The sequence below is a fragment of the Nereida sp. genome (assembly GCF_965655635.1).
Classification (GTDB): Bacteria; Pseudomonadota; Alphaproteobacteria; order Rhodobacterales; family Rhodobacteraceae; genus Nereida.
On the sequence record NZ_CBFHHE010000012.1, the window covers coordinates 44,922 to 65,823 of the forward strand.

Here is a 20,902-nt window from a genome sequence, read left to right on the forward strand (position 1 = left end):
TTGCGCAGTTTCGGATGCTGCAATTAGGAGGGTTATCCATTTGGGGTGCGCGGTCATGGCAGGCTCCGTACTCATTAAAGTTTGAGCCAACCTGCACCGCCAATGCGGCGCGATTACGGAAGAAACCACATCAAATGAGGTATGTTTAGGGCAGGACGATGGGTAATCTGCACCCACAACATGGTTTCGCCGCAATAGTTAACAGCAAAAAACGCAAGCAGTTTACAAAGTAATGGCTGAGATTAATCGCCCGTAGTCAGCTTCGTTGTGATGACAGCTGCGACGATAACTAAAGAAGCGTTCTTGGGCGGCATAGGTGCAGTGACGTGTCCATTCCGCGTGTCCAACGCCAGCGTCACGCAGTAGTTTTAGGCCAAAGGATGGTAAATCAAATTGGTACTTCTGGGGGGCATTACCGCCAACAAAAAAACGCGCGTTTTCAGCGTCATGATCCATGAATTCTTCGAGGAACTCTTGGCCCACCTCGTAGTTTGCTTGGCTGATGCTGGGCCCAATTATGGCTGTGATATTCTGACGGACCGCGCCAAGTTTTTCCATTTGCGTGATGGTGTTTTCCAAAATGCCTGCCATTGCGCCGCGCCAGCCTGCATGAGCCGCGCCTATGATGCCTGCCTTTGGATCGCTGAACAAAACGGGCTGACAATCTGCAGTCAAAATGCCCAACACAGCCCCTTTGACATTTGTGACCATCCCGTCCGCGCGTGTTCTGCCTTCGGCTGCGTGGGCCGATGTGATCACATGAACGTCGGCGGAGTGGTGTTGAGGGACCGTGTGTAACTGTGTGACTGGCACTTCGAAATGTGCGGCGACGCGACTTCGGTTGATCGCAACGGCTTGCGATTGATCGCTGCTGCCTTGTCCGCAGTTCAGGCCGTGAAATATACCTGATGAAGCGCCGCCAACGCGGGTGAAAAAGCCGTGGCGACACGTGTGCAATGCGTCAGATGTGATGACATCAAGGGCCATAAAGGGTTAAAACTCCAGTCCGGCAATGGGGCGTGTGCCATGCGGCGTGATGCCCAATACTTTGAATAGAGTTCCCATTTCGTCAGGGTGGGTCAAGCGCTTATGCGCGGCGAAATGCTGCTCAAGGGCGGTTCCGCTGAGTTTATTGGCAAGGCTTTGGGCGCGCGCAGTGATGCCAAGACGTTCCAAAAAGACACCTTGGTGCGTCATCAAGGATGGTGCTGCACCGCTGGCTTTGGCGGCGTCTGCCAAGGCCTCAAAATCAACATGGGCGGTCAGGTCAGCGGTGCCAAGATGGGTCAATGGATCAACGGGCTTATGGTTTGATAGGGCCTGAAATGTATCGCCGTTGCTGCGCCAATCACCATAGTCGATCACAAGGCCCGCGCCGCCGTTTTGCGCGATATGCTCAGCAAGATGGGACATGATTGCAGTAGCTTGCGGGCATGTCTCTACGCGCATGTCGGGGGTCGTGTCATCCAATCGATGTTCCAGTGCGGCGATCGGGGCGGCGTCTGACAGGCCCATGATGAGGGTGCCGTCTTGTGCTGAGATCAAATGCTCGCGCCAGCCGTCTTTGTCACGGGTAAACTGACGTATCGGAAGTGCATCGAAGAACTCGTTAGAGACTGCAAAAAGCGGTAGTTTGGGCAGATCCGTTACCGTGGTGTGATGGGTGACGTTGAGCCCTGAAAGAATGTCTAGCTGGGCTTTCTGCAGCACCGGTGATGCTTCGATCAGGTGAACTTCGGCTGCGTCATGAAAGCCTTTAACCCCTTTAGTTGCCCGTAAAATATCGGCCATTAGGGTTCCGCGGCCCGGGCCCAGCTCGGCCAGTGCAAAGCGGGTTGGTGTCCCCTGATCCATCCATGTTTGTGCAAGTGCAAGGCCGATAACCTCACCAAACATTTGGCTGATCTCGGGGGCCGTTATGAAGTCACCAGTTACGCCCAAAGGATCGCGGGTTGTGTAATATCCCAACGTCGGATGTAGCATGCAGGTCTGCATGAATTGCGCAATACTCAGCGGACCTGTTGCTTTGATCTGTGCAAGCAGATGATCCTTGAGAGTGAGCTCGCGCGCGCCGTTTTCTTCCGTCATCGCAAAGCGCGCCGGATCAAAAAGAGCCCTACAAGGATCATGGGCAAAGACAGAAACTGCCCCATGGTCAGCCCGTATCCGTTGACTTGCCACGCCAGCCCGAGCGGGTTGTTCAGCGTCACAAATTGCGCGTCGGGCTGGCGGACAAATTCGACGGCAAAGCGCGCCATTCCGTACCCTGCAAGGAAGATGCCGGTCGCAGCACCTTGCCGTCTCAGCAGGCCGCGGCGGAAGGCCAAATACAGCAAAAACGCTCCCAAGATGAGACCTTCAAATGCGGCTTCATAGAGTTGTGAGGGATGGCGCGCACATGCGCCGATAATACCCTCACAGGCTTGGGCGGCCTCACCCGGGAAGATCACCCCCCAAGCTGCGTCTGTCGGGCGGCCCCAAAGTTCGGCGTTGATGAAGTTTGAAACGCGGCCAAGAAGTAGCGCGGGCGGGACAGCAATTGCCAAGCTATCAGCAAGCGGCCAGAGGGCGACCTTGTTGCGGCGGGTCCAGACGTAGGCCAGCAAGACCACGCCCAAGAAGCCCCCGTGAAATGACATACCGCCGGTCCAGATGGCCGGAATTTCAAGTGGGTTTTGCAGGTAATAGGCAGGTTGATAGAAAAAGACGTAACCCAAGCGGCCACCCAAAATGACACCAACCACGATCCACGTCAGAAGGTCCTCGGCCTGTTCTGGGCTGAAGGGGCTTGTGTCTTTTGACCACAAAGCGGGACGGCGCAAAGCGGCGACTATGATGCGCCAACCGATGACGATGCCGGCGATGTAAGCCATTGCATACCAGCGAAGGGCGAATTCCATGCCAAACAGAGAGATGCTGAAAATGTTTGGCGACAAATTAGGAAATGGGATCGCGGCGAGCATAAATAGGACCTCCGGCGGTTGTGTCGCGTGTGCGGCCCTTGAGACTGACCGCAATTCTGCCCATATAGGATGTAACAGTTAGCGGAAAGGCCAGACCAAATGCAAACGCGTAACAAAATTATGGACGACATCAGCCAGCTTATGACCAACGCCATGGGTGTTGCCCAAGGTGCCAAGGATGAAGCGGAAAATGCAATGAAATCAATGATGGACCGTTGGTTGGCGGACCGTGAGTTGGTAACACGCGAAGAGTTTGACGCCGTGCGTGCGATGGCTGTGAAAGCCCGTGAAGAGAATGCAGCCTTGCTTGCACGGCTTGAAGCGCTTGAAGCAAAGGGCAAGAAAAAGAGTTAAGTAGCTCCTTTACCCTAATTGGATTTCGAAATTTGAGCCGGCTCTTCTTTGTGAAGGGTCGGTTTATTGTGCTTGCTTATCACGATTGCCGATTATGCGGCAAAAATAGTGGTAAATGCGATCTTACCCACAAGTTATTGAGGTTATCCCCAAATATTGTCTTTACAGGCCCCCATGCGATGGCACAGCATGTAGCTAAGGGGCGAGCGGCAACCACACCCCCTTGAGTAGGTACCCTAGCGCTAGGTCGACTGCCATCGACAGCGCCAACACCTGAAAGGCCACAAAATGGCACTCTCTGAGCAGTATTTGGACGCCGAAGACCTTCATCCAATTGATATTGTTGAACATCTTGCTGAACATCATGATTGGCAGTTTGATCGTATTCATGATGATCAGATCGCAATGGCGGTCGAGGGGCAGTGGCGGACGTATTCAATTACGCTGGCTTGGGTCGCATCCGATGAGACGTTGCGGTTAATTTGCACGTTCGACATGGAGCCGCCGAAAGACCAGATACCTACGTTAATGGAGGCCCTTAACGCGGTGAATGACCGGTGTTGGGCAGGGGCGTTTTCGTATTGGGAAGAGCAAAAGCTGATGGTGTTCCGATACGGGTTGATCCTTGCGGGCGGGCAGATTGCCAGCCCCGACCAGATTGACACGGCAATCAATGCAGCAGTTATGTCCGCTGAACGGTATTACCCTGCGTTTCAGCTTGCGACATGGGGCGACGCCAGCGTTGAGGCTGCCTTACAAACTGCCATTGCGGAAGCTTACGGGCGCGCCTAACTTGCCTTGAAAACGGCAGGGGGCAGCTATGGATTTAGAACAAATTGAACAGCGCGGCATGGTTTTGTTGGGCTGTGGTAAAATGGGCTCGGCAATGTTGCACGGGTGGCTTGCCGACGGGCTTTCGCCGCCAGCCGTGAACGTGCTTGACCCGTTTCCAAGCGCGTGGCTGAGCGACTGTGGCGTGCGCGTTAATCAAGAATTGCCTGCTAATCCTGCGCTGGTTCTGATCGCTGTGAAGCCGCAAATGATGGGCGACGCGCTGCCGCAAATGCAAGAGCTGGGCAACGGTGATACCGTCTTTTTGTCTGTCGCTGCAGGGGTGGCCTTGGAGAATTTTTCGACTATTTTAGGGGCGAAAACGCCGATCATTCGGGCCATGCCCAATACGCCCGCTGCCGTTGGGGCGGGCATCACGGCGTTGATCGGAAATGCCGAGACAACGCCCGATCATTTAGACATGGCAGAGGCCCTGTTGCGTGCGGTGGGGCAGGTGGTGCGTCTGGACAACGAAGATCAGATGGACGCGGTTACGGGGGTGTCTGGGTCCGGCCCGGCGTATGTTTTTCACATGATTGAGGCGCTATCAGCGGCGGGCCAAGCCCAAGGGTTGGGTGCGGATTTGGCGATGCAACTTGCAAAAGCCACGGTTGCAGGGGCGGGGCAATTGGCGGCGGCATCAGAAGAAACCCCATCTGAGTTAAGGGTCAACGTGACATCCCCTAATGGAACCACGCAAGCGGGACTTGAAGTTTTGATGGATGCGCAAGACGGTCTTGCAACCTTGATAAGCAACACAGTTGCTGCTGCAACTGCGCGTTCAAAGGAGCTGGCAAATGGCTGAGATTTCTTTTGATGATTTCATGAAGGTCGACATCCGTGCAGGTAAAGTTGTGCGCGCGGAGCCATACCCCGAAGCGCGCAAACCCGCGATCAAACTTTGGATCGATTTCGGGAGCGAAATTGGTGAAAAACGCTCCAGTGCGCAGGTCACCGATCATTATTCGCCCGAGGGGCTGGTGGGTAAAACAGTGATGGCAGTGGTGAATTTTCCGCCACGTCAGATCGGTAAATTCATGTCAGAGGTGCTGGTGCTGGGTGTGAGTGATGCGCAGGGGGGGGTTGTGTTGGTCTCGCCCGATCAGGATGTGCCAATTGGGGGGCGACTACATTGACTAAGCTATTGATTACAAAAAACTTACCACAAGATGTGCTTGAGGCTGCAAAGGCGGTCGCTGATGTAACGGTCCGCGAAGATCAGTCCCCAATGTCCGCGCAAGAAGCAGCAGAAATGCTGCAAGATTATGACGTGATCCTGCCAACGTTAGGTGATCAATTCAGCGCCGCGGCTTTTGATGCGGCGCCAAATCCACGTTGTAAAATGCTCGCAAATTTTGGGGTAGGTTATAATCACATTGATGTTTCGGCGGCCCAAAAGGCAGGTGTTTCAGTATCAAATACCCCTGGTGCGGTGACTGATGCGACAGCTGATATTGCGATGTCGTTGATCTTGATGAGTTGTCGCCGCCTTGGCGAAGGTGAGCGGATGGTTCGTGCAAACGCGTGGGATGGATGGCACCCCACACAACTGTTGGGCATGCATATTGGCGGCAAAACCCTTGGGATCATCGGTATGGGGCGGATCGGTAAAGCAATCGCCCGCCGCGCAGCCGCTGGTTTTGGAATGAACGTAATATACTATAATCGTTCAACCGTTGACGCGCCTGAACATGGCACACAGGCGCCTGAAATTTCACAGGTGTTAGATGCGTCGGATGTGGTTGTACTTGCGGTGCCTGCTACGCCGCAAACCCACCGTTTGATGAACGCCGAGCGATTCGCGCAGATGCAATCCCATGCGCATTTGATTAATATCGCGCGTGGCGATGTGGTGGATGAGGCGGCCTTAGTCAATGCGCTGCAAAGTGGTCAAATCGCCGGTGCGGGCCTTGATGTATATGAGCGCGAGCCAGTGGTGTCAGAGGCGCTTTTGCAGATGGAAAACGTGGCGCTGCTGCCGCATCTTGGCACCGCGGCCCTTGAGGTGCGCGTTGATATGGGGCTGATGGCGGTGCGCAATGTCGCCGCGCATATCGACGGCGCGGCTCTGCCTAATCTGGTTCTGCCGTAAGCTGCGCTGCTAGCTGACTGCTTCGCGCCAATGACGGCGGCAGAGCGAGACATATGTCTCATTGCCGCCGATTTGCACTTGGGCGCCGTCTTTTAGGGCCTGACCGCTTTCATCTTGACGCACGACCATGGTCGCCTTGCGCCCGCAGTAACAAATTGTGCGGACTTCGCGCATCTCATCCGCAAGGGCAAGCAACGCCGCAGAGCCCGGGAAAAGTTCGCCGCGAAAGTCCACGCGCAAACCGTATGCCATAATGGGCACGTTGAGGTCATCTACCGCGCGGGCCAGTCCCCAAACTTGCTCTTTGGTCAGAAACTGGGCTTCGTCGATGAACACACACGCACACGGACCAGTCCTCAAGCGTGCTGAAATTTTGGCAAAAAGATCGTCAGTTTCGTCGAAAGTGTCTGCCTCAACGCCGATGCCAATACGGCTGGAGATGCGGCCTTCACCGGCGCGGAGATCAAAGCGGGCGGTTAGCAAATAGGTCTGCATGCCGCGCTCGATATAGTTGTGAGACGCCTGCAGCAGTACGGTAGATTTGCCCGCGTTCATTGTGGAATAATGAAAGTAAAATTTTGCCATAGGGTCTGCTACCCCAAGGATTGTCTGAACTGCAAGACGCAAGACGCGCCAAGTGAGATTTGGCCTTGAAGCGGCGTTGTGAATGCGGGACTCTTTGCGCAAACGCCGGTTGGCACAGATTTATTCAGGAAAGCGCCCCGATGTCTGACACATCCCTTTTTGATCCCGCACAGCTTCATCCAATTTCGCCCGACGGTTTGGTGGGGCAGGGCGATGACGGTCATCCGCCGCGTATTTTGATGCTCTACGGATCAGTGCGCCCGCAAAGCTATTCTCGCGCTGCCGCTGAAGAAGGGGCACGTGTTCTTGAGGCGCTTGGAGCGGAAGTTCGGTTCTTTGACCCCTCCGGTCTGCCCCTTCCTGATGATGCTGCACCGGAGCATCCCAAAGTGGCGGAGCTACGCGAGCTTGCCTTGTGGTCCGAAGGGATGGTCTGGTCCAGTCCCGAGAGGCATGGCGCGATGACGGCGATCATGAAAGCCCAAATTGACTGGCTACCTTTGTCGGCGATTGGTGGCATTCGCCCAACCCAAGGTAAAACATTGGCGCTGATGCAGGTGTCCGGTGGCTCGCAGAGTTTCAACACAGTAAACCAAATGCGCATCTTGGGCCGTTGGATGCGGATGATCACGATCCCGAACCAGTCAAGTATTCCCAAGGCGTGGCTTGAGTTTGCAGAAGGCCGGATGAAACCAAGTGCGCTTTATAATCGGATTGTCGATGTGATGGAGGAACTGATTAAGTTCACCTACATGACCCGCGGCCATTCTGCGTATTTGACGGACCGGTATTCAGAGCGGGTTGAAACGGCCGAGGCAGTGCACAAGCGCGTGTCACAAAAAGACTAATCCGCCTTTCGCAAAATAACGCTGCCTACGGAATACCCCGCGCCAAAACTACAGATCAGACCGTGATCACCGGCTGCCATGTCATCAGAGTGCTGTGAAAAAGCGATGATGCTCCCCGCACTTGAGGTGTTGGCGTAGTCTTGCAGAATGTTGGGTTGCTCGCCGTTTTCGGGCACACGGCCAAGGACTTTTTTGCCGATATAATCGTTCATGGTTTTGTTGGCTTGGTGTAACCAAAGGCGCTTAAGGTCATCCGCAGCGATCTTCTGGGCGGTCATGTGATCAGCAATATGTTTGCTGACAAGAGGCAGAACTTCTTTGAAAACTTTGCGGCCATTTTGCATGAACTGCATATCGCGGCGATCGTCCATGTGGTCATGGGTGCGGCGCAAAAAGCCGTTGTTATTACGGATATTGTTCGAAAATGACGTGGCACATTGGGTTGAGGTGATCTCAAAATGCGGGCCTTTGGCATCCTCGGCGCGTTCAATCAAAACTGCCGTTGCCACATCGCCAAAAATGAAATGGCAGTCACGGTCGCGCCATTCCAGATGGGCGGAACAAATTTCGGGACAGATCACCAGAGCCGAGCGGATTGAGCCCGACTTAATCATATCGGCGGCGGCCTGAATGCCAAACGTGGCCGATGAGCAGGCGACGTTCATATCAAAGGCAAAGCCACCGGCCCCGATAAGGTCCTGAATTTCGATGGCAATTGCGGGGTAGGCACGCTCGTGATTTGAGGCGGCGCATAGAATGGCGTCCACATCAGCAGCAGATTTCCCCGCCATATCCAGCGCCTTTTTCGTGGCCTTTATTCCCATTTCCGCCATCAGGGAGGGGGCATCATCAGCGCGTGCGTTAAGTTTGGGATACATGCGCGCAGGGTCCAGAACGCCCTCTTTATCCATGACATAGCGGTTCTCGATGCCCGATGCGTTGTGAATGAATTCCGCGGAGGAATGGGCCTTAGCGGTCACTTCGCCACTTTTGATTTCGGCGGCGTTTTTGGTGTTGAACCGGTCCACGTAGGCGTTGAACGCGTCAACAAGTTCATCATTGGTGATGATGTTTTCCGGTGTGAAGACCCCGTGGCCTGTGATTGCTGCTGCGTACATAATATATCCCTTCGGCTTGGGGTATTTTTGCGGACAGTCAATTGGTTAGGTCAAGCGCTACGTTACGGCGCTTTGGGGTGGTGCGGGTGTGAAGTTTGATTTTGTAGGACGCCTCAGACACGAAAAAGCCCGCCTAGGACCAATGGTCAGGCGGGCTTTTTTTCATTAGGCCTGTTGGAGGCTTAGCTTTCTTGCAGCGCTTTCACTTCGATTTCACCACCTGCGCGTGCGCGCATGGCAAGTGCTGCAGCGTGTGAGGCGGCAGCCGTCGTGAAGTAGGGGATCTTGTCATAAAGGGCGACTTTGCGAATTTCGCGACTGTCCTCAATGGCTTGCGCCCCTTCTGTCGTGTTAAGAACCAAGCTGATTGCGCCGTCTTTCAGTTGGTCCACCACGTTGGGGCGGCCCTCATAAACTTTGTTGACCAACTCCACGCTAAGGCCTGCTTCCGTCAGGAACTTCGCAGTGCCGCTGGTGGCCATCAACGTGTGGCCCAACTCAAGAAGCACAGTGGCGGCTTCAATCATCGCCGGCGTTTTGTCGCTGTCTTTGATTGAGAAGAACACTTTGCCTTCACCGTCTTGTGGAAGCTCAGTGCCAGCGCCCATTTGCGCCTTGAGGAAAGCCATGTGGAAGTCTTTGTCAGACCCCATCACCTCGCCCGTAGAGCGCATTTCTGGTCCAAGGATCGTGTCCACACCGGGGAAGCGTGCAAACGGAAGAACTGCTTCTTTGACCGCGTATGTGTCGATTTCAGGATCAACTAGATCGAAATCTGCAAGCTTTGCACCCGCCATGATTTGCGCGGCGATTGAGGCTATTGGGCTGTTCACGGCTTTGGCCACAAATGGCACTGTCCGTGAGGCGCGTGGGTTTACCTCGATCAGGTAGATGTCACCGTCTTTCACCGCGAACTGGATGTTCATCAGGCCGACAACGTTGAGGCCGCGCGCAAGCGCCTCTGTCTGGCGGCGCAGCTCTTTGATCGTCTCAGCGGTCAGTGAGTAGGGGGGCAGTGAACAGGCACTATCGCCTGAGTGTACACCGGCTTCTTCGATGTGCTGCATAATGCCTGCAACGTGCACATCTGTACCGTCGCTTAGCGCGTCAACGTCGATCTCAACGGCACCGGACAAGTAACTGTCCAGCAACACGGGACTGTCGCCCGAGACCACGACGGCCTCGTTAATGTAGCGGGTTAGATGCGCGTCATCGCGGACGATTTCCATCGCGCGGCCACCCAAAACATAAGATGGGCGGATCACCAACGGATAGCCAACGTCTTGGGCGATCGACATGGCTTCAGCGTCAGAATGTGCAATGCCATTCTTGGGTTGCTTTAGCTCAAGACGCTCAACAAGGGCTTGGAAACGCTCACGATCTTCTGCCAGATCAATCGCGTCAGGGGATGTGCCGAGGATGGGAATGCCAGCGGCTTCAAGACCGTTTGCAAGCTTCAACGGGGTCTGTCCGCCGAATTGAACGATTACACCGTGCAGGGTGCCGTTCTCTTGCTCAACGCGCAGGATTTCCATGACATGCTCGAAGGTCAGCGGCTCGAAATAGAGGCGGTCCGAGGTGTCATAATCCGTTGAGACAGTCTCGGGGTTGCAGTTGATCATGATGGTTTCATAGCCCGCGTCGGTCAGCGCGTAACAGGCGTGGCAACAGCAGTAATCAAACTCAATCCCTTGGCCGATCCGGTTCGGACCACCGCCCAAGATGACAACTTTCTTACGCTCGGACGGGCGTGCCTCACATTCGGGCGTGCCCATTATGGGCGCTTCGTAAGTGGAGTACATGTAAGGTGTTTGTGCCTCAAATTCGGCAGCGCAGGTATCGATGCGCTTGAACTGTGCGACCACGCCAAGGTTCTGGCGAGCGCGGCGTACGTTATCTTCGTCGCGGCCCGTCAGGGTGGCAAGACGCGCATCTGTAAAGCCCAGCATTTTGATTTTGCGCAGAGCGTGTTCGTTCGTGGGCAGACCGTTCTTGCGAATGTCTGCCTCGGCGTCGATGATTTCGCGGATACGCGCCAGGAACCAAGGGTCGAACGCAGTTGCTGCGTGAATTTCGTCGTCGCTTAGACCTTCGCGCATGGCTTGGGCAATCACGCGGATCCGGTCCGGTGTCTGTTTTGCCAGCGCTTTTACGACTGCAGATTTCTCAGGCGCACCTTCGATTTTGATCTCGTCAAAGCCAGTCAGACCCGATTCCATCGAGGCCAACGCCTTTTGCATTGACTCGTGGATTGTCCGGCCAATGGCCATCGCCTCGCCCACGGATTTCATCGCCGTGGTCAAATAGGGCTCAGAGCCCGGGAATTTCTCAAAGGCGAACTTTGGAATTTTGGTGACCACATAGTCGATTGTGGGCTCAAAGCTGGCGGGTGTGACGCGCGTAATGTCGTTGTCCAACTCATCAAGCGTGTAGCCCACGGCCAGTTTCGCAGCAATTTTTGCAATCGGGAAACCAGTCGCCTTGGAGGCCAGCGCGGAAGAGCGTGACACACGTGGGTTCATCTCAATGACAACCATGCGGCCGTCCTTGGGGTTTACCGCCCATTGTACGTTTGACCCACCTGTTTCAACGCCAATTTCGCGCAAAACGTTGATGCTGTGTGTGCGCATCAGTTGGTATTCTTTGTCCGTCAGGGTCAGTGCGGGGGCAACCGTGATACTATCGCCTGTATGCACGCCCATCGGGTCAATATTTTCGATTGAGCACACGATGATGGCGTTGTCAGCCGTGTCGCGCACAACTTCCATCTCGAACTCTTTCCAGCCCAGTAGCGACTCATCAATCAGGATCTGATTGACGGGTGAGGCATCAAGACCGGTTTTGCAGAAGTGCTCATAGTCATCGCGGTTATACGCAACGCCGCCGCCGGTTCCACCCATCGTGAAAGCGGGGCGGATGATCGCGGGCAGGCCGATATCTTCGAGGGCGGCCATACATTCGTCCATTGTGTTGGCGATTGTTGCACGCGGGTTTTCGATGTTCAGACGGTCCATCGCCTCACGGAACAGCTTACGGTCTTCGGCCATCTCGATGGCTTCGCGCTTTGCGCCGATCAGCTCAACGTTGAATTTCTCAAGCACGCCCATGTCATCAAGAGCCAGCGAGGTGTTCAGGCCCGTTTGACCGCCCATCGTAGGCAACAGCGCGTCGGGGCGCTCTTTCTCGATGATCTTGGCAACAACCTCTGGGGTGATCGGCTCGATGTAGGTCGCATCGGCCAAGCCGGGGTCTGTCATGATGGTGGCGGGGTTCGAGTTAACCAAGATAACCCGGTACCCTTCTTCGCGCAGTGCCTTACAGGCTTGTGCGCCAGAGTAGTCGAACTCACAAGCTTGGCCAATCACAATAGGCCCCGCTCCGATGATCATGATTGACTTGATATCAGTGCGCTTTGGCATGGCAGTGCCCTCGGTTGTGATTGCAAATTGTCGTGCGTTATAGGCATCGCGCTGCGCGGTGCAAGGGGATTGGCACTCTGATCTATAAAACAATGCAGCACCGCGTGCACGCGCGCATTTTACGTGTGCCTTTTGCGGCTGGTTGGCACGCGCCATCCGCGAGTTATGCGTGTTTGGGGTGTCATGGTCCTGCAACGGGGTTAAATGCGGGCAATTATGGGGGATTGGCATTGGAATTGGGTGCTTTCCCTTGACTTTATGGGGTAGGCGCGGTGTATCGCGTCAGACCTGATATTCATGGGAAAGAGCCGATTATGCACGCCTACCGCAGCCACACTTGCGCCGATCTAAATAAATCAAACGTCGGTGAGACCGTTCGCCTGTCCGGTTGGGTGCACCGCGTGCGTGATCACGGCGGGTTGTTGTTTATCGATTTGCGCGACCACTACGGCATCACACAAGTCATGGCCGACCCCGATAGCCCCGTATTTGCCGAGATTGAGAAAGTTCGCAGCGAATGGTGTATCCGCATTGACGGCAACGTCATGGCGCGGGACGAAAGCCTTGTGAACCCCAAGATCCCAACTGGCGAAATTGAGGTGTTCATCCGTGACATCGAAGTGCTGGGCGCGTCTGCTGAGCTGCCCTTGATGGTGTTCGGTGAGCAAGAATACCCCGAAGAAACCCGTCTGAAATACCGCTACCTCGATCTGCGCCGCGAAAAATTGCAGCGTAATATGGCGATGCGGTCGGACGTGGTGGCATCCATGCGCAAGCGTATGTGGGACTTGAACTTCCGCGAATATCAAACGCCGATCATCACAGCCTCAAGCCCAGAGGGCGCGCGTGATTTCTTGGTGCCCTCACGTCTGCACCCGGGTAAATTCTATGCGCTGCCCCAAGCGCCACAGCAGTTCAAACAGCTGATCATGGTGTCCGGCTACGATAAATATTTCCAGATCGCGCCGTGTTTCCGCGACGAAGATCCCCGTGCGGATCGCTCGCCCACCGATTTCTACCAGCTTGACCTTGAGATGTCGTTTGTTGAGCAGCAGGACGTATTTGATACGATCCAACCTGTCCTAACAGGTGTTTTTGAGGAGTTCGGTGGCGGACGCACTGTAGATCAGGAATGGCCGCAGATTTCATACAAAGATGCGGCCCTTTGGTACGGCACCGACAAGCCAGACTTGCGCAACCCGATCAAAATGCAGGTTGTGTCTGATCATTTCCGCGGATCAGGTTTTGCCATTTTCGCCAAACTGCTTGAGCAAGAAGGCACCGAAATTCGCGCGGTCCCTGCGCCGAAAGGTGGATCACGTAAGTTCTGCGATCGCATGAATGCCTTTGCGCAAAAAGAAGGTCTGCCTGGGATGGGCTATATCTTCTGGCGCGACCAAGGCGAGGGCATGGAGGCAGCGGGTCCGCTTGCCAAAAACATCGGCCCCGAGCGCACAGAAGCAATCCGTCAGCAGTTGGGCCTTGGCGTGGGCGATGCCGCATTCTTCTTGGGCGGTAAGCCGAAGGCGTTTGAAGGCGTGGCTGGCAAAGCGCGCGTTGAAATTGGCAACGAGCTTGGCCTGACCGATCTGAACCGTTTTGCGTTCGCTTGGATCGTGGATTTCCCGATCTATGAGCGGGATGAGGAAACTGGCAAAATCGATTTTGAGCATAACCCGTTCTCGATGCCCCAAGGTGGCATGAATGCGCTAGATGGCAATCCCGAAGATGTGCTGGGCTATCAATATGACTTGGCCTGTAACGGTTATGAGTTGGTGTCCGGTGCGATCCGGAACCACCGCCCAGAGATTATGTTCAAAGCGTTCGAGATTGCGGGTTACGGCAAAGACGAAGTTGAAAAGCGTTTTGGCGGGATGGTTAACGCGTTCCAATATGGCGCGCCTCCCCACGGTGGATGTGCGGCGGGTATCGACCGGATTGTGATGCTTTTGGCGGATGAGGCCAACATTCGCGAAGTGATCATGTTCCCGATGAACCAACGCGCCGAAGATCTGATGATGTGCGCGCCAAATGATCCGATGAACGAACAGCTACGTGAGTTGTCGCTGCGTGTGATTGACCCCGAATGATTCTAGAAGCGTGGCGCCCTGTTGCTCTGCCTGAACGGGTAGAATTGCGCGGGCGCTACGTTACGCTTGAGCCTTTGTCTGCTGATCATGAAGACGGCTTAATCGCTGCCTTTTCCGAAGACATTGACGGAAAAATGTGGGATTGGTTGCCGACTGGGCCGTTCGCAGGAACACAGTATCGGGCGTGGCTTGATGCCGCCCGCATCACTAATGATCCGCTGCATTTTGCTGTGCGTATGGAAGACGGGCGTCTTGGCGGTACTTTGTCGTTGATGCGTATTGATCCCAAGAACGGCGTTGCCGAAGTTGGGTGGGTGACGTTTGCGCCACGATTGCAACGCACCCGTGAGGCCACAGAAGCAGTGTACCTGTTGATCAAATGGGCGTTTGAGGCTGGCTATCGCCGTTTTGAATGTAAGTGCAACAGCCGCAACCTTGGATCACGCCGCGCTGCGGAACGGTTTGGCTTTTCCTACGAAGGCATTTTTCGCCAAGCAGTTGTAGTCAAAGGCCGCAACCGTGATACGGTTTGGTACGCGATGATTGATGGTGAATGGCCACAGTTGCGAGATGCATTCGAGACTTGGCTAGATGCGGAAAACTTTGATGCGGATGGTCAGCAGATTAAATCGTTGCGTGAGCTGACCGCCCCAATTTTGGTAAGCCGAGATCCCGCTCTTTAGAAATTATTCTGGCTGGACCTGACCTGCAAAGACGCGCCCGAATATTGTGTGGTTTTTTGCTAAATTGGCTGCGTAAAGCTTGTGTCTGTTTCGATGACGGTGTCGCGGGCGAAATCTACGGACGCGCCAATAAGTGAGGCAAGGATGCCAACGGCCAAGAATGTGGCGCCCGTGGTTAACACGATCCAATCCACAGCCCCCTTTGAGCGCGTATCTGCGTTTGCCCATAACTTTTGTGCCAGTCTTTCCATCTTGAGCACCCCACAATTAAACAACCAACATGGCTGTGTGTGTGACGCGTAAATGTGGCAGGTGTTTGGTGTCCTCGTGCCGATAAGATGAATTTACGTTTCAGTTACGTCTTTTTGGTGCGCTAAATGACTGCGCGTGCGTTGAGGCGTTCTTGGATCAACCCCGAAAGAGCCGCGATCGCGTTTGGTAGGTGGCGACCCTCGGTGCGTGCATCGATCACATTATCCACAGCAATGCTAAGCTCTCGGTCCGAGGCAGTGCGCGCAACGCCGCCGGTGAATTGTGTAATGTAGTCGAGCACATGCGCGTCCGTCTCAGCGCCAAGTACATCAGCGATGTGTGCCATGTCATTTTGGTAAGCAATCCTGTCGGGTACGATTATTTCATCATTTACGCTGCGCGGACCAGAGGGGCGTCTGTCATCTGGCAAGTGGCTGAGGACCGCGTCTTGAAAGGCTGCAAGACTGGTCAGCGGTTTTTCCAAAAAGCCATCCGCGCCCGCAGCAAGCGCCATATCTTGGCCGTTCGGATCACCGCTGGTGCCCAAAATGACATCTACGCGTGGGCTTGCATTCGCCAGATCCTCAAGCAGGTCGGCCCCGCTTCCGTCAGGAAGGCCTATATCAATGACGATCACCGATGGTCTGTAAACCTTCAGATGGCGACGCGCTGAAGTCAGGCAATCCGCCATTCTGATGCGCGCGCCTGAACGCAGGCACATCAACCGAAGGGCCTCACAGGCGTAGCGGCTGTCTTCTACGACCAGAATGGTTTGCCCCAGAAGAGGGCGGTCGTTGGTCGCCTTGGGTGTGGTGAGATAGTCATCAAGGCTGGACATGGCAGTGCTCCGCTGCGGTTACTGTTGAACGATTTACAGCTTTAGAAATACGGGCGCATGCCTAACAGCGGGTTAATGTGCCGCGCTTGTGATGACTTGTTTCTGGCGGCTCATCCGCCCATAAACAGGCGAAATATTGACTGGAGACCCCACTATGATTGGCCGCCTAAACCATATCGCTATCGCCGTTCCTGACCTTGAAGCTGCGTGCGATCAATACCGCAACACGCTTGGCGCCAATGTAGGTGCGCCGCAGGATGAGCCGGATCACGGGGTGACTGTTGTGTTCATCGAACTGCCGAACACCAAAGTAGAGTTGCTGTATCCCTTGAGCGAAGATAGCCCGATCAGAGGATTTCTGGATAAAAACCCCGTCGGGGGTATCCATCATATGTGCTACGAAGTCGACGATATCTTGGTCGCCCGTGACAGGCTAAAAGCAGATGGCATGCGTGTTTTGGGCACAGGTGAGCCGAAAATCGGCGCACACGGAAAGCCGGTTTTGTTTTTGCACCCCAAAGACTTTAACGGCTGCCTTGTCGAGCTAGAACAAGTTTAACTGAAATAGAAAGGCCTGCCCATGTCCATCACCTCTGCTATCGTTTTGTTTGCCGTGATCTGGTTCATGGTATTCTTTTGCGTGCTGCCTTTGCGCATGGTCACCCAAGGCGACACAGGCGAGATCGTGCCCGGTACACATGCGTCTTCGCCAGCGGATGCACAGATTAAACGCAAAGCCAAGATTACGACTTATTGGGCGATTGGCATGTGGATTGTGATTGCGAGCACGTTGGTGTCTGGTCTTTTGACAGTTGAAAGCATCGATATGTTCAACCGTATGGGGCCGGGCTCTGGCTTGCCACAAACGGCGGGCTAAGCACGGCTTTGCAAGGTGTGAAAAAGGTGTGTGAAGGTCGCGGCGCTCAGAATTGGGACCAGTAAATTTACCATTGGTATGGATAGGACAACTGCCATCACACCGCCTGCGAACCAAATTCTAAGCGCATGTTTGCGCCGCAGTTGCTTTGCTTCTCTGAGACCGACACGGCGCGCGGCCACAAGTTGAAAATATTCCCGCCCCAGCAAGAAGCCGTTTAGTCCCCAAAAAATCAGCGGCGCGAAGGGCAAAAAGATCAGATAGAGTACCAAGGCCAGCAAGTTAGCGCCCGCCATAACGGCCAAAAACCCAAGCGAGTCGCGGATTGTTTGTGCAATCCCGAGGGATGTCGCAGGGGGTAAGTGTGGGAAGTGGCGGGCCTCAACAGCATCTGCAACGTCCTCAAGGAAAAGCCCTGTCACCGCTGATGCAACAGGCACCATCAGAAACACTGACAGGACCACCATCAATGGAACCGCAGCCCAGCTAATAGCGTTTTCCACCCACGTAACTGTGCCGATCCACGGCAGGTTGATCTGATCAGGCAGCAGCCAGCCGATGCCCCAGGTCACAGCCGCTCCAAGCCCGATGAGTGTCACAATCGTGAGAGCAATCGCCTTGGCAGCAACGCCCCAAAACGCAGGATCCAAGAATTGCGCCGTAGCACGTAGGACCGCCTGAAGGATCACGATGCGACCCAAGTGGTTATGCTGTCCACGTCGGGGCGCGGGCGTTCGGGCGGCGGATTTGTCTCTGTGCCCAAATGGATCAACCCCGCGATGCGCTCGTGTGGCGCAAGCCCAAGATTTGTCCGCGTGAACTCTGCGTCATGACTGGCCGGCCCCGACAGCCAGTTTGCCCCCCAGCCAGATGCAAGCGCCCCATTGAGCAGTGCCAGACAAACAGCACCCGCGGAATATGTTTGCTCAAGGGGCGGGATTTTTGGTGATGCTTTGGGGCTTTCAACAACAGCCACTGCAAGATGTGCATTGGCGTATTGCGCGGTTTGTTTTGCAATGATCGCGGTGTCATCGGTGCGCGCGCTTACAAATTTCTCAACCTCGGCCGCGAGGCGCAGCAATGCGGGCCGCTGCAACACGATAAAGCGCCACGGCTCAAGCTTGCCATGATCGGGCGTGCGCGCAGCAATGGTCAAAAGGGCGCGCAGATCATCGTCGCCGGGCACCGGAGTAGTAAGTGTCTTTGCGGGGCGTGAGCGGCGCGATTGCAAAAAAGCCAAAGCGGCGGTGTTCGGTGCGGGCATGACGGATCCTTTGTAGCGCCTTTGCCTCTATGTTGCGGTTTGCGCGCGTGGGTTCAAGATGCAGCGCGCGTTTGGCGCCTTTTGTGCATCCCGAAAAGGAGTGGTGCGAGTATTCGGTCATAGACGAAAACTGCTATCGGGTGGATGACGGGCAGGGTCACTAAACGTGCAAGCCAGCGAAAACGCGGCATTTCCCCCCACAAAATAACAAAGGCATCCACACCTGCCACAAGTTCCCCCTCATGCAGCACATGAAGGCGCTTGGCCGCTTCATCAGGTGTCAGGCCAAGGGCATCAAGGTCCGTTTCGGTCAGGTCCGTGAACGTCAGCGGCAGGGCCTTAGCTTGCGCATAGCGGGCGTATCCGTTGACCTCTCGCGAGCAAATTGGGCACGATCCATTGTATATGATCTCTGTCTTTTCCATGTACGATAGGTAGTCTTGGCTTTCGGTTTTGACAGGGGGTGCGGCGAAAGGGGCTGGCTCCTTTTGTGGTGCTGCTGATAATGTACGGAACAGTTTTTGGACGTAAAGGACGTTTGAGTATGCGTGTTTGGTTGGTTTTTGCACTTATGTTTTTGGCAGCGTGCCAACCGTCAGGGGTAGATAATAGCAAACCTACTTCTGAAGGCATTCCTGCACAAACGGCTCAAAGCAACGATGGTTCAGCCCTTGGTTTGCGCGCGGGCACACAAGCGTTTGCTCGTGCGGTTGCGCGGGTTGAGCCTGTTGCCGAACGGATGTGCGCGCGTTCCACCAAGGGGCTGAATTGCGATTTCAAAATCCTGCTTGATGACAATCCGCGCAAACCGCCGAATGCATTTCAAACTCTTGAGCGGTCAGGCAGGCCTGTCATCGTGTTTACGGCGTCCCTTTTGGCCCGTGCCCATAATGATGATGAGATTGCCTTTGTCTTGGGTCATGAAGCGGCGCATCACATTAAAAACCATCTGGCACGCCAGCGCACCAATGCGATTGCGGGGGCGGTGCTTTTGGGGAATTTGGCAACCCTGACGGGCGCGGGGGCCATTGGTGTGCAAACGGCTCAGGAGCTTGGGGCGGCTGTGGGCGCGCGCAGCTATTCCAAAGATTTTGAGTTGGAAGCAGACCGTCTGGGCACAGTGATCACCGCACGTGCGGGGTATGACCCTGTGCTTGGTTCTAAGTTTTTTACGCGCATTCCTGATCCGGGGGACCGCTTTTTGGGAACGCACCCGCCGAACGCAGACCGGGTTAAGGCCGTGCGCGATACCGCCGCTAAACTGTAACGTGCCGTGGCTTAGCGTGCGTTCACAGCCCCCCAGAGGTCGTACTCAGACGCCTCATCGATAGTCACAGATACGATTTCGCCGACTTGTAGGTCGCTGGTATTTTCGTCGATGAAAAGGTTGCCATCAATCTCGGGGGCATCGGCCTTGGTCCGGCATGTGGCCACGCCGTCCTCATCGATGTCATCAATGATCACATCCATTGTGTGCCCTACTTTTGCGGCAAGCTTCTGGGCAGAAATGGCTTGGGCTTTTTCCATGAAACGGTTCCAGCGGTCTTGTTTAACTTCCGCTGGCACATGGTCTGGCAACGCGTTTGATCGCGCACCGTCCACATTTTCATATTGAAAACAACCGACACGATCGAGCTGTGCTTCATCAAGCCAATCGAGCAACGTCTGGAACTCTGTCTCGGTCTCGCCCGGATAGCCCACAATAAACGTAGAGCGCAGAGTGATGTCCGGGCAGGTCGCCCGCCAAGCTGCGATTTCGTCTAAGGTTTTTGAGGCTGCAGCGGGGCGCGCCATGCGTTTTAAAACATCAGGGTGCGCATGTTGAAACGGAATATCGAGATAGGGCAGCACACCGCTTGAGGGGTCCGCCATCAAGGGGATCATGTCGCGTACGTGTGGGTATGGATAGACATAATGCAGGCGGATCCACGCGCCAAGTGTTCCCAAATCACGGACCAAATCAGTGATATGCGCGCGGTGGCCGCGATCTTCGGCATGTTTGATGTCAACGCCGTAGGCTGATGTGTCCTGACTAATGACCAGTAGTTCACGTACTCCTGCATCGACCAATTTTTCGGCCTCACGGATCACCGCATGGGCAGGGCGGCTTACGAGGCGGCCGCGCATGTCAGGGATGATGCAGAACTTACACTTGTGATTACAGCCTTCGGAAATCTTCAGATAGCTGTAGTGGCGCGGTGTAAGGCTGACGCCGGTTGCGGGCAGCAGATCAATGAAGGGATCAGGCGCAGGTGGAACAGCCGCATGAACTGCGTCCAGAACCTGTTCATACTGATGGGGACCAGTGACGGCCAAAATATTGGGGTGATGTTCGCGGATATAATCAGGCTCCGCGCCCAAACAGCCGGTGACAATGACCTTACCGTTTTCAACTAATGCCTCGCCAATGGCATCAAGGCTTTCGGCTTTGGCGCTGTCTAGAAACCCACAGGTGTTTACGATGACAGCATCTGCACCGGTATAATCAGGGCTGATCGCATAGCCTTCTGCACGCAGGCGGGTAAGGATCCGTTCACTATCAACCAGTGCTTTCGGACAGCCAAGAGACACTATTCCGAGGGTAGGCTGGCCACTGCGTGGCTGCTCGCCAAAGCGCGCTTGTGGCGCCAGATCGGGACGGATGTTTGGGGGGTTCTCAGCCATTTGACGCTCTTTCATAAAAAGAGG

At 55.0% G+C, this 20,902-nt stretch carries 23 protein-coding genes; 11 read left to right on the forward strand and 12 right to left on the reverse strand.

Going from position 1 to position 20,902, the window contains the following annotated elements:
• Positions 1-222 precede the first annotated feature (222 nt).
• From pgeF to lgt, 3 genes are read right to left on the reverse strand one after another with little or no spacing between them, the layout of a single operon-like run.
• Positions 223-987, reverse strand: a complete 765-nt coding sequence (gene pgeF, locus ACTF5M_RS05855) for a peptidoglycan editing factor PgeF (RefSeq protein ID WP_438960125.1) — start codon at positions 985-987, stop codon at positions 223-225.
• Between the two features lie 6 nt (positions 988-993).
• Entirely contained in the window at positions 994-2,088 is a 1,095-nt protein-coding gene (locus tag ACTF5M_RS05860) for a class I SAM-dependent methyltransferase (RefSeq protein WP_438960126.1), read from the reverse strand.
• The gene (gene lgt, locus ACTF5M_RS05865) at positions 2,085-2,963 is read right to left on the reverse strand and encodes a prolipoprotein diacylglyceryl transferase (protein WP_438960127.1); all 879 of its coding nucleotides are present in this window, start codon (positions 2,961-2,963) and stop codon (positions 2,085-2,087) included. Before lgt ends, ACTF5M_RS05860 begins: the two co-directional genes overlap by 4 nt.
• Positions 2,964-3,062: 99 nt before the next feature.
• Between lgt and ACTF5M_RS05870 the strand changes: the two genes are divergently transcribed.
• From ACTF5M_RS05870 to ACTF5M_RS05890, 5 genes are all read left to right on the forward strand, one after another.
• A complete protein-coding gene (locus ACTF5M_RS05870; protein WP_438960128.1) occupies positions 3,063-3,317 on the forward strand; it encodes an accessory factor UbiK family protein in 255 nt (84 codons plus the stop codon).
• A gap of 288 nt (positions 3,318-3,605) precedes the next feature.
• Positions 3,606-4,109, forward strand: a complete 504-nt coding sequence (locus ACTF5M_RS05875) for a YbjN domain-containing protein (protein WP_438960129.1) — start codon at positions 3,606-3,608, stop codon at positions 4,107-4,109.
• Positions 4,110-4,137: 28 nt separating this feature from the next.
• On the forward strand, positions 4,138-4,953 hold the full coding sequence (proC, locus tag ACTF5M_RS05880) for a pyrroline-5-carboxylate reductase (RefSeq protein ID WP_438960130.1): 816 nt from the start codon (positions 4,138-4,140) through the stop codon (positions 4,951-4,953).
• A complete protein-coding gene (locus ACTF5M_RS05885; protein ID WP_438960131.1) occupies positions 4,946-5,284 on the forward strand; it encodes a tRNA-binding protein in 339 nt (112 codons plus the stop codon). Before proC ends, ACTF5M_RS05885 begins: the two co-directional genes overlap by 8 nt.
• A gap of 11 nt (positions 5,285-5,295) precedes the next feature.
• On the forward strand, positions 5,296-6,240 hold the full coding sequence (locus tag ACTF5M_RS05890) for a 2-hydroxyacid dehydrogenase (protein ID WP_438960148.1): 945 nt from the start codon (positions 5,296-5,298) through the stop codon (positions 6,238-6,240).
• Positions 6,241-6,249: 9 nt separating this feature from the next.
• On the opposite strand, the gene ACTF5M_RS05895 is transcribed toward ACTF5M_RS05890, so the two are convergent.
• A complete protein-coding gene (locus tag ACTF5M_RS05895) occupies positions 6,250-6,825 on the reverse strand; it encodes a thymidine kinase (protein ID WP_438960132.1) in 576 nt (191 codons plus the stop codon).
• Positions 6,826-6,965: 140 nt separating this feature from the next.
• On the opposite strand from ACTF5M_RS05895, the gene arsH reads away from it, so the two are divergent.
• On the forward strand, positions 6,966-7,673 hold the full coding sequence (arsH, locus tag ACTF5M_RS05900; RefSeq protein ID WP_438960133.1) for an arsenical resistance protein ArsH: 708 nt from the start codon (positions 6,966-6,968) through the stop codon (positions 7,671-7,673).
• Here arsH and ACTF5M_RS05905 read toward each other — a convergent pair.
• The gene (locus tag ACTF5M_RS05905; RefSeq protein ID WP_438960134.1) at positions 7,670-8,791 is read right to left on the reverse strand and encodes a beta-ketoacyl-ACP synthase III; all 1,122 of its coding nucleotides are present in this window, start codon (positions 8,789-8,791) and stop codon (positions 7,670-7,672) included. The two genes, arsH and ACTF5M_RS05905, sit on opposite strands and share 4 nt — an antisense overlap.
• 182 nt (positions 8,792-8,973) lie before the next feature.
• Positions 8,974-12,210: a carbamoyl-phosphate synthase large subunit gene (carB, locus tag ACTF5M_RS05910; protein ID WP_438960135.1), complete on the reverse strand. Its 3,237-nt coding sequence runs from the start codon at positions 12,208-12,210 to the stop codon at positions 8,974-8,976.
• A 314-nt stretch (positions 12,211-12,524) separates the two neighbouring features.
• Here carB and aspS point away from each other — a divergent pair, with 314 nt between their 5' ends.
• Together aspS and ACTF5M_RS05920 are read left to right on the forward strand one after the other, a co-directional pair.
• Positions 12,525-14,300 carry an aspartate--tRNA ligase gene (gene aspS, locus ACTF5M_RS05915; RefSeq protein ID WP_438960136.1) on the forward strand — a complete coding sequence of 592 codons (1,776 nt, stop codon included), beginning with the start codon at positions 12,525-12,527 and terminating at the stop codon, positions 14,298-14,300.
• The gene (locus ACTF5M_RS05920) at positions 14,297-14,983 is read left to right on the forward strand and encodes a GNAT family N-acetyltransferase (protein ID WP_438960137.1); all 687 of its coding nucleotides are present in this window, start codon (positions 14,297-14,299) and stop codon (positions 14,981-14,983) included. The genes aspS and ACTF5M_RS05920 overlap by 4 nt, the downstream gene beginning before the upstream one ends.
• A 59-nt stretch (positions 14,984-15,042) precedes the next feature.
• Here the strand turns inward: ACTF5M_RS05920 and ACTF5M_RS05925 are convergent, their stop codons facing one another.
• Both ACTF5M_RS05925 and ACTF5M_RS05930 read right to left on the reverse strand, forming a co-directional pair.
• Positions 15,043-15,234, reverse strand: coding sequence for a hypothetical protein (locus ACTF5M_RS05925; protein ID WP_438960138.1), 192 nt, complete (start codon positions 15,232-15,234; stop codon positions 15,043-15,045).
• A 122-nt stretch (positions 15,235-15,356) separates the two neighbouring features.
• A complete protein-coding gene (locus ACTF5M_RS05930; RefSeq protein ID WP_438960139.1) occupies positions 15,357-16,073 on the reverse strand; it encodes a response regulator in 717 nt (238 codons plus the stop codon).
• Between the two features lie 154 nt (positions 16,074-16,227).
• On the opposite strand from ACTF5M_RS05930, the gene mce reads away from it, so the two are divergent.
• The gene (mce, locus tag ACTF5M_RS05935; RefSeq protein ID WP_438960140.1) at positions 16,228-16,632 is read left to right on the forward strand and encodes a methylmalonyl-CoA epimerase; all 405 of its coding nucleotides are present in this window, start codon (positions 16,228-16,230) and stop codon (positions 16,630-16,632) included.
• A 21-nt stretch (positions 16,633-16,653) separates the two neighbouring features.
• Positions 16,654-16,950, forward strand: coding sequence for a DUF1467 family protein (locus ACTF5M_RS05940; protein ID WP_438960141.1), 297 nt, complete (start codon positions 16,654-16,656; stop codon positions 16,948-16,950).
• Here ACTF5M_RS05940 and ACTF5M_RS05945 read toward each other — a convergent pair.
• Genes ACTF5M_RS05945 through ACTF5M_RS05955 form a run of 3 tightly spaced genes read right to left on the reverse strand, consistent with a single transcriptional unit; the run spans position 16,947 to position 18,639 of the window.
• Entirely contained in the window at positions 16,947-17,639 is a 693-nt protein-coding gene (locus ACTF5M_RS05945) for an EI24 domain-containing protein (RefSeq protein ID WP_438960142.1), read from the reverse strand. The two genes, ACTF5M_RS05940 and ACTF5M_RS05945, sit on opposite strands and share 4 nt — an antisense overlap.
• Positions 17,636-18,214: a nitroreductase family protein gene (locus ACTF5M_RS05950; protein WP_438960143.1), complete on the reverse strand. Its 579-nt coding sequence runs from the start codon at positions 18,212-18,214 to the stop codon at positions 17,636-17,638. Before ACTF5M_RS05950 ends, ACTF5M_RS05945 begins: the two co-directional genes overlap by 4 nt.
• A 53-nt stretch (positions 18,215-18,267) precedes the next feature.
• Positions 18,268-18,639 (reverse strand): thiol-disulfide oxidoreductase DCC family protein, encoded by a 372-nt coding sequence (locus tag ACTF5M_RS05955; protein ID WP_438960144.1) that lies wholly within the window; start codon positions 18,637-18,639, stop codon positions 18,268-18,270.
• Positions 18,640-18,758: 119 nt separating this feature from the next.
• Here ACTF5M_RS05955 and ACTF5M_RS05960 point away from each other — a divergent pair, with 119 nt between their 5' ends.
• A complete protein-coding gene (locus tag ACTF5M_RS05960) occupies positions 18,759-19,481 on the forward strand; it encodes a M48 family metallopeptidase (protein WP_438960145.1) in 723 nt (240 codons plus the stop codon).
• Between the two features lie 11 nt (positions 19,482-19,492).
• Here the strand turns inward: ACTF5M_RS05960 and rimO are convergent, their stop codons facing one another.
• Positions 19,493-20,878: a 30S ribosomal protein S12 methylthiotransferase RimO gene (gene rimO / locus ACTF5M_RS05965; RefSeq protein ID WP_438960149.1), complete on the reverse strand. Its 1,386-nt coding sequence runs from the start codon at positions 20,876-20,878 to the stop codon at positions 19,493-19,495.
• Positions 20,879-20,902: the final 24 nt, after the last annotated feature.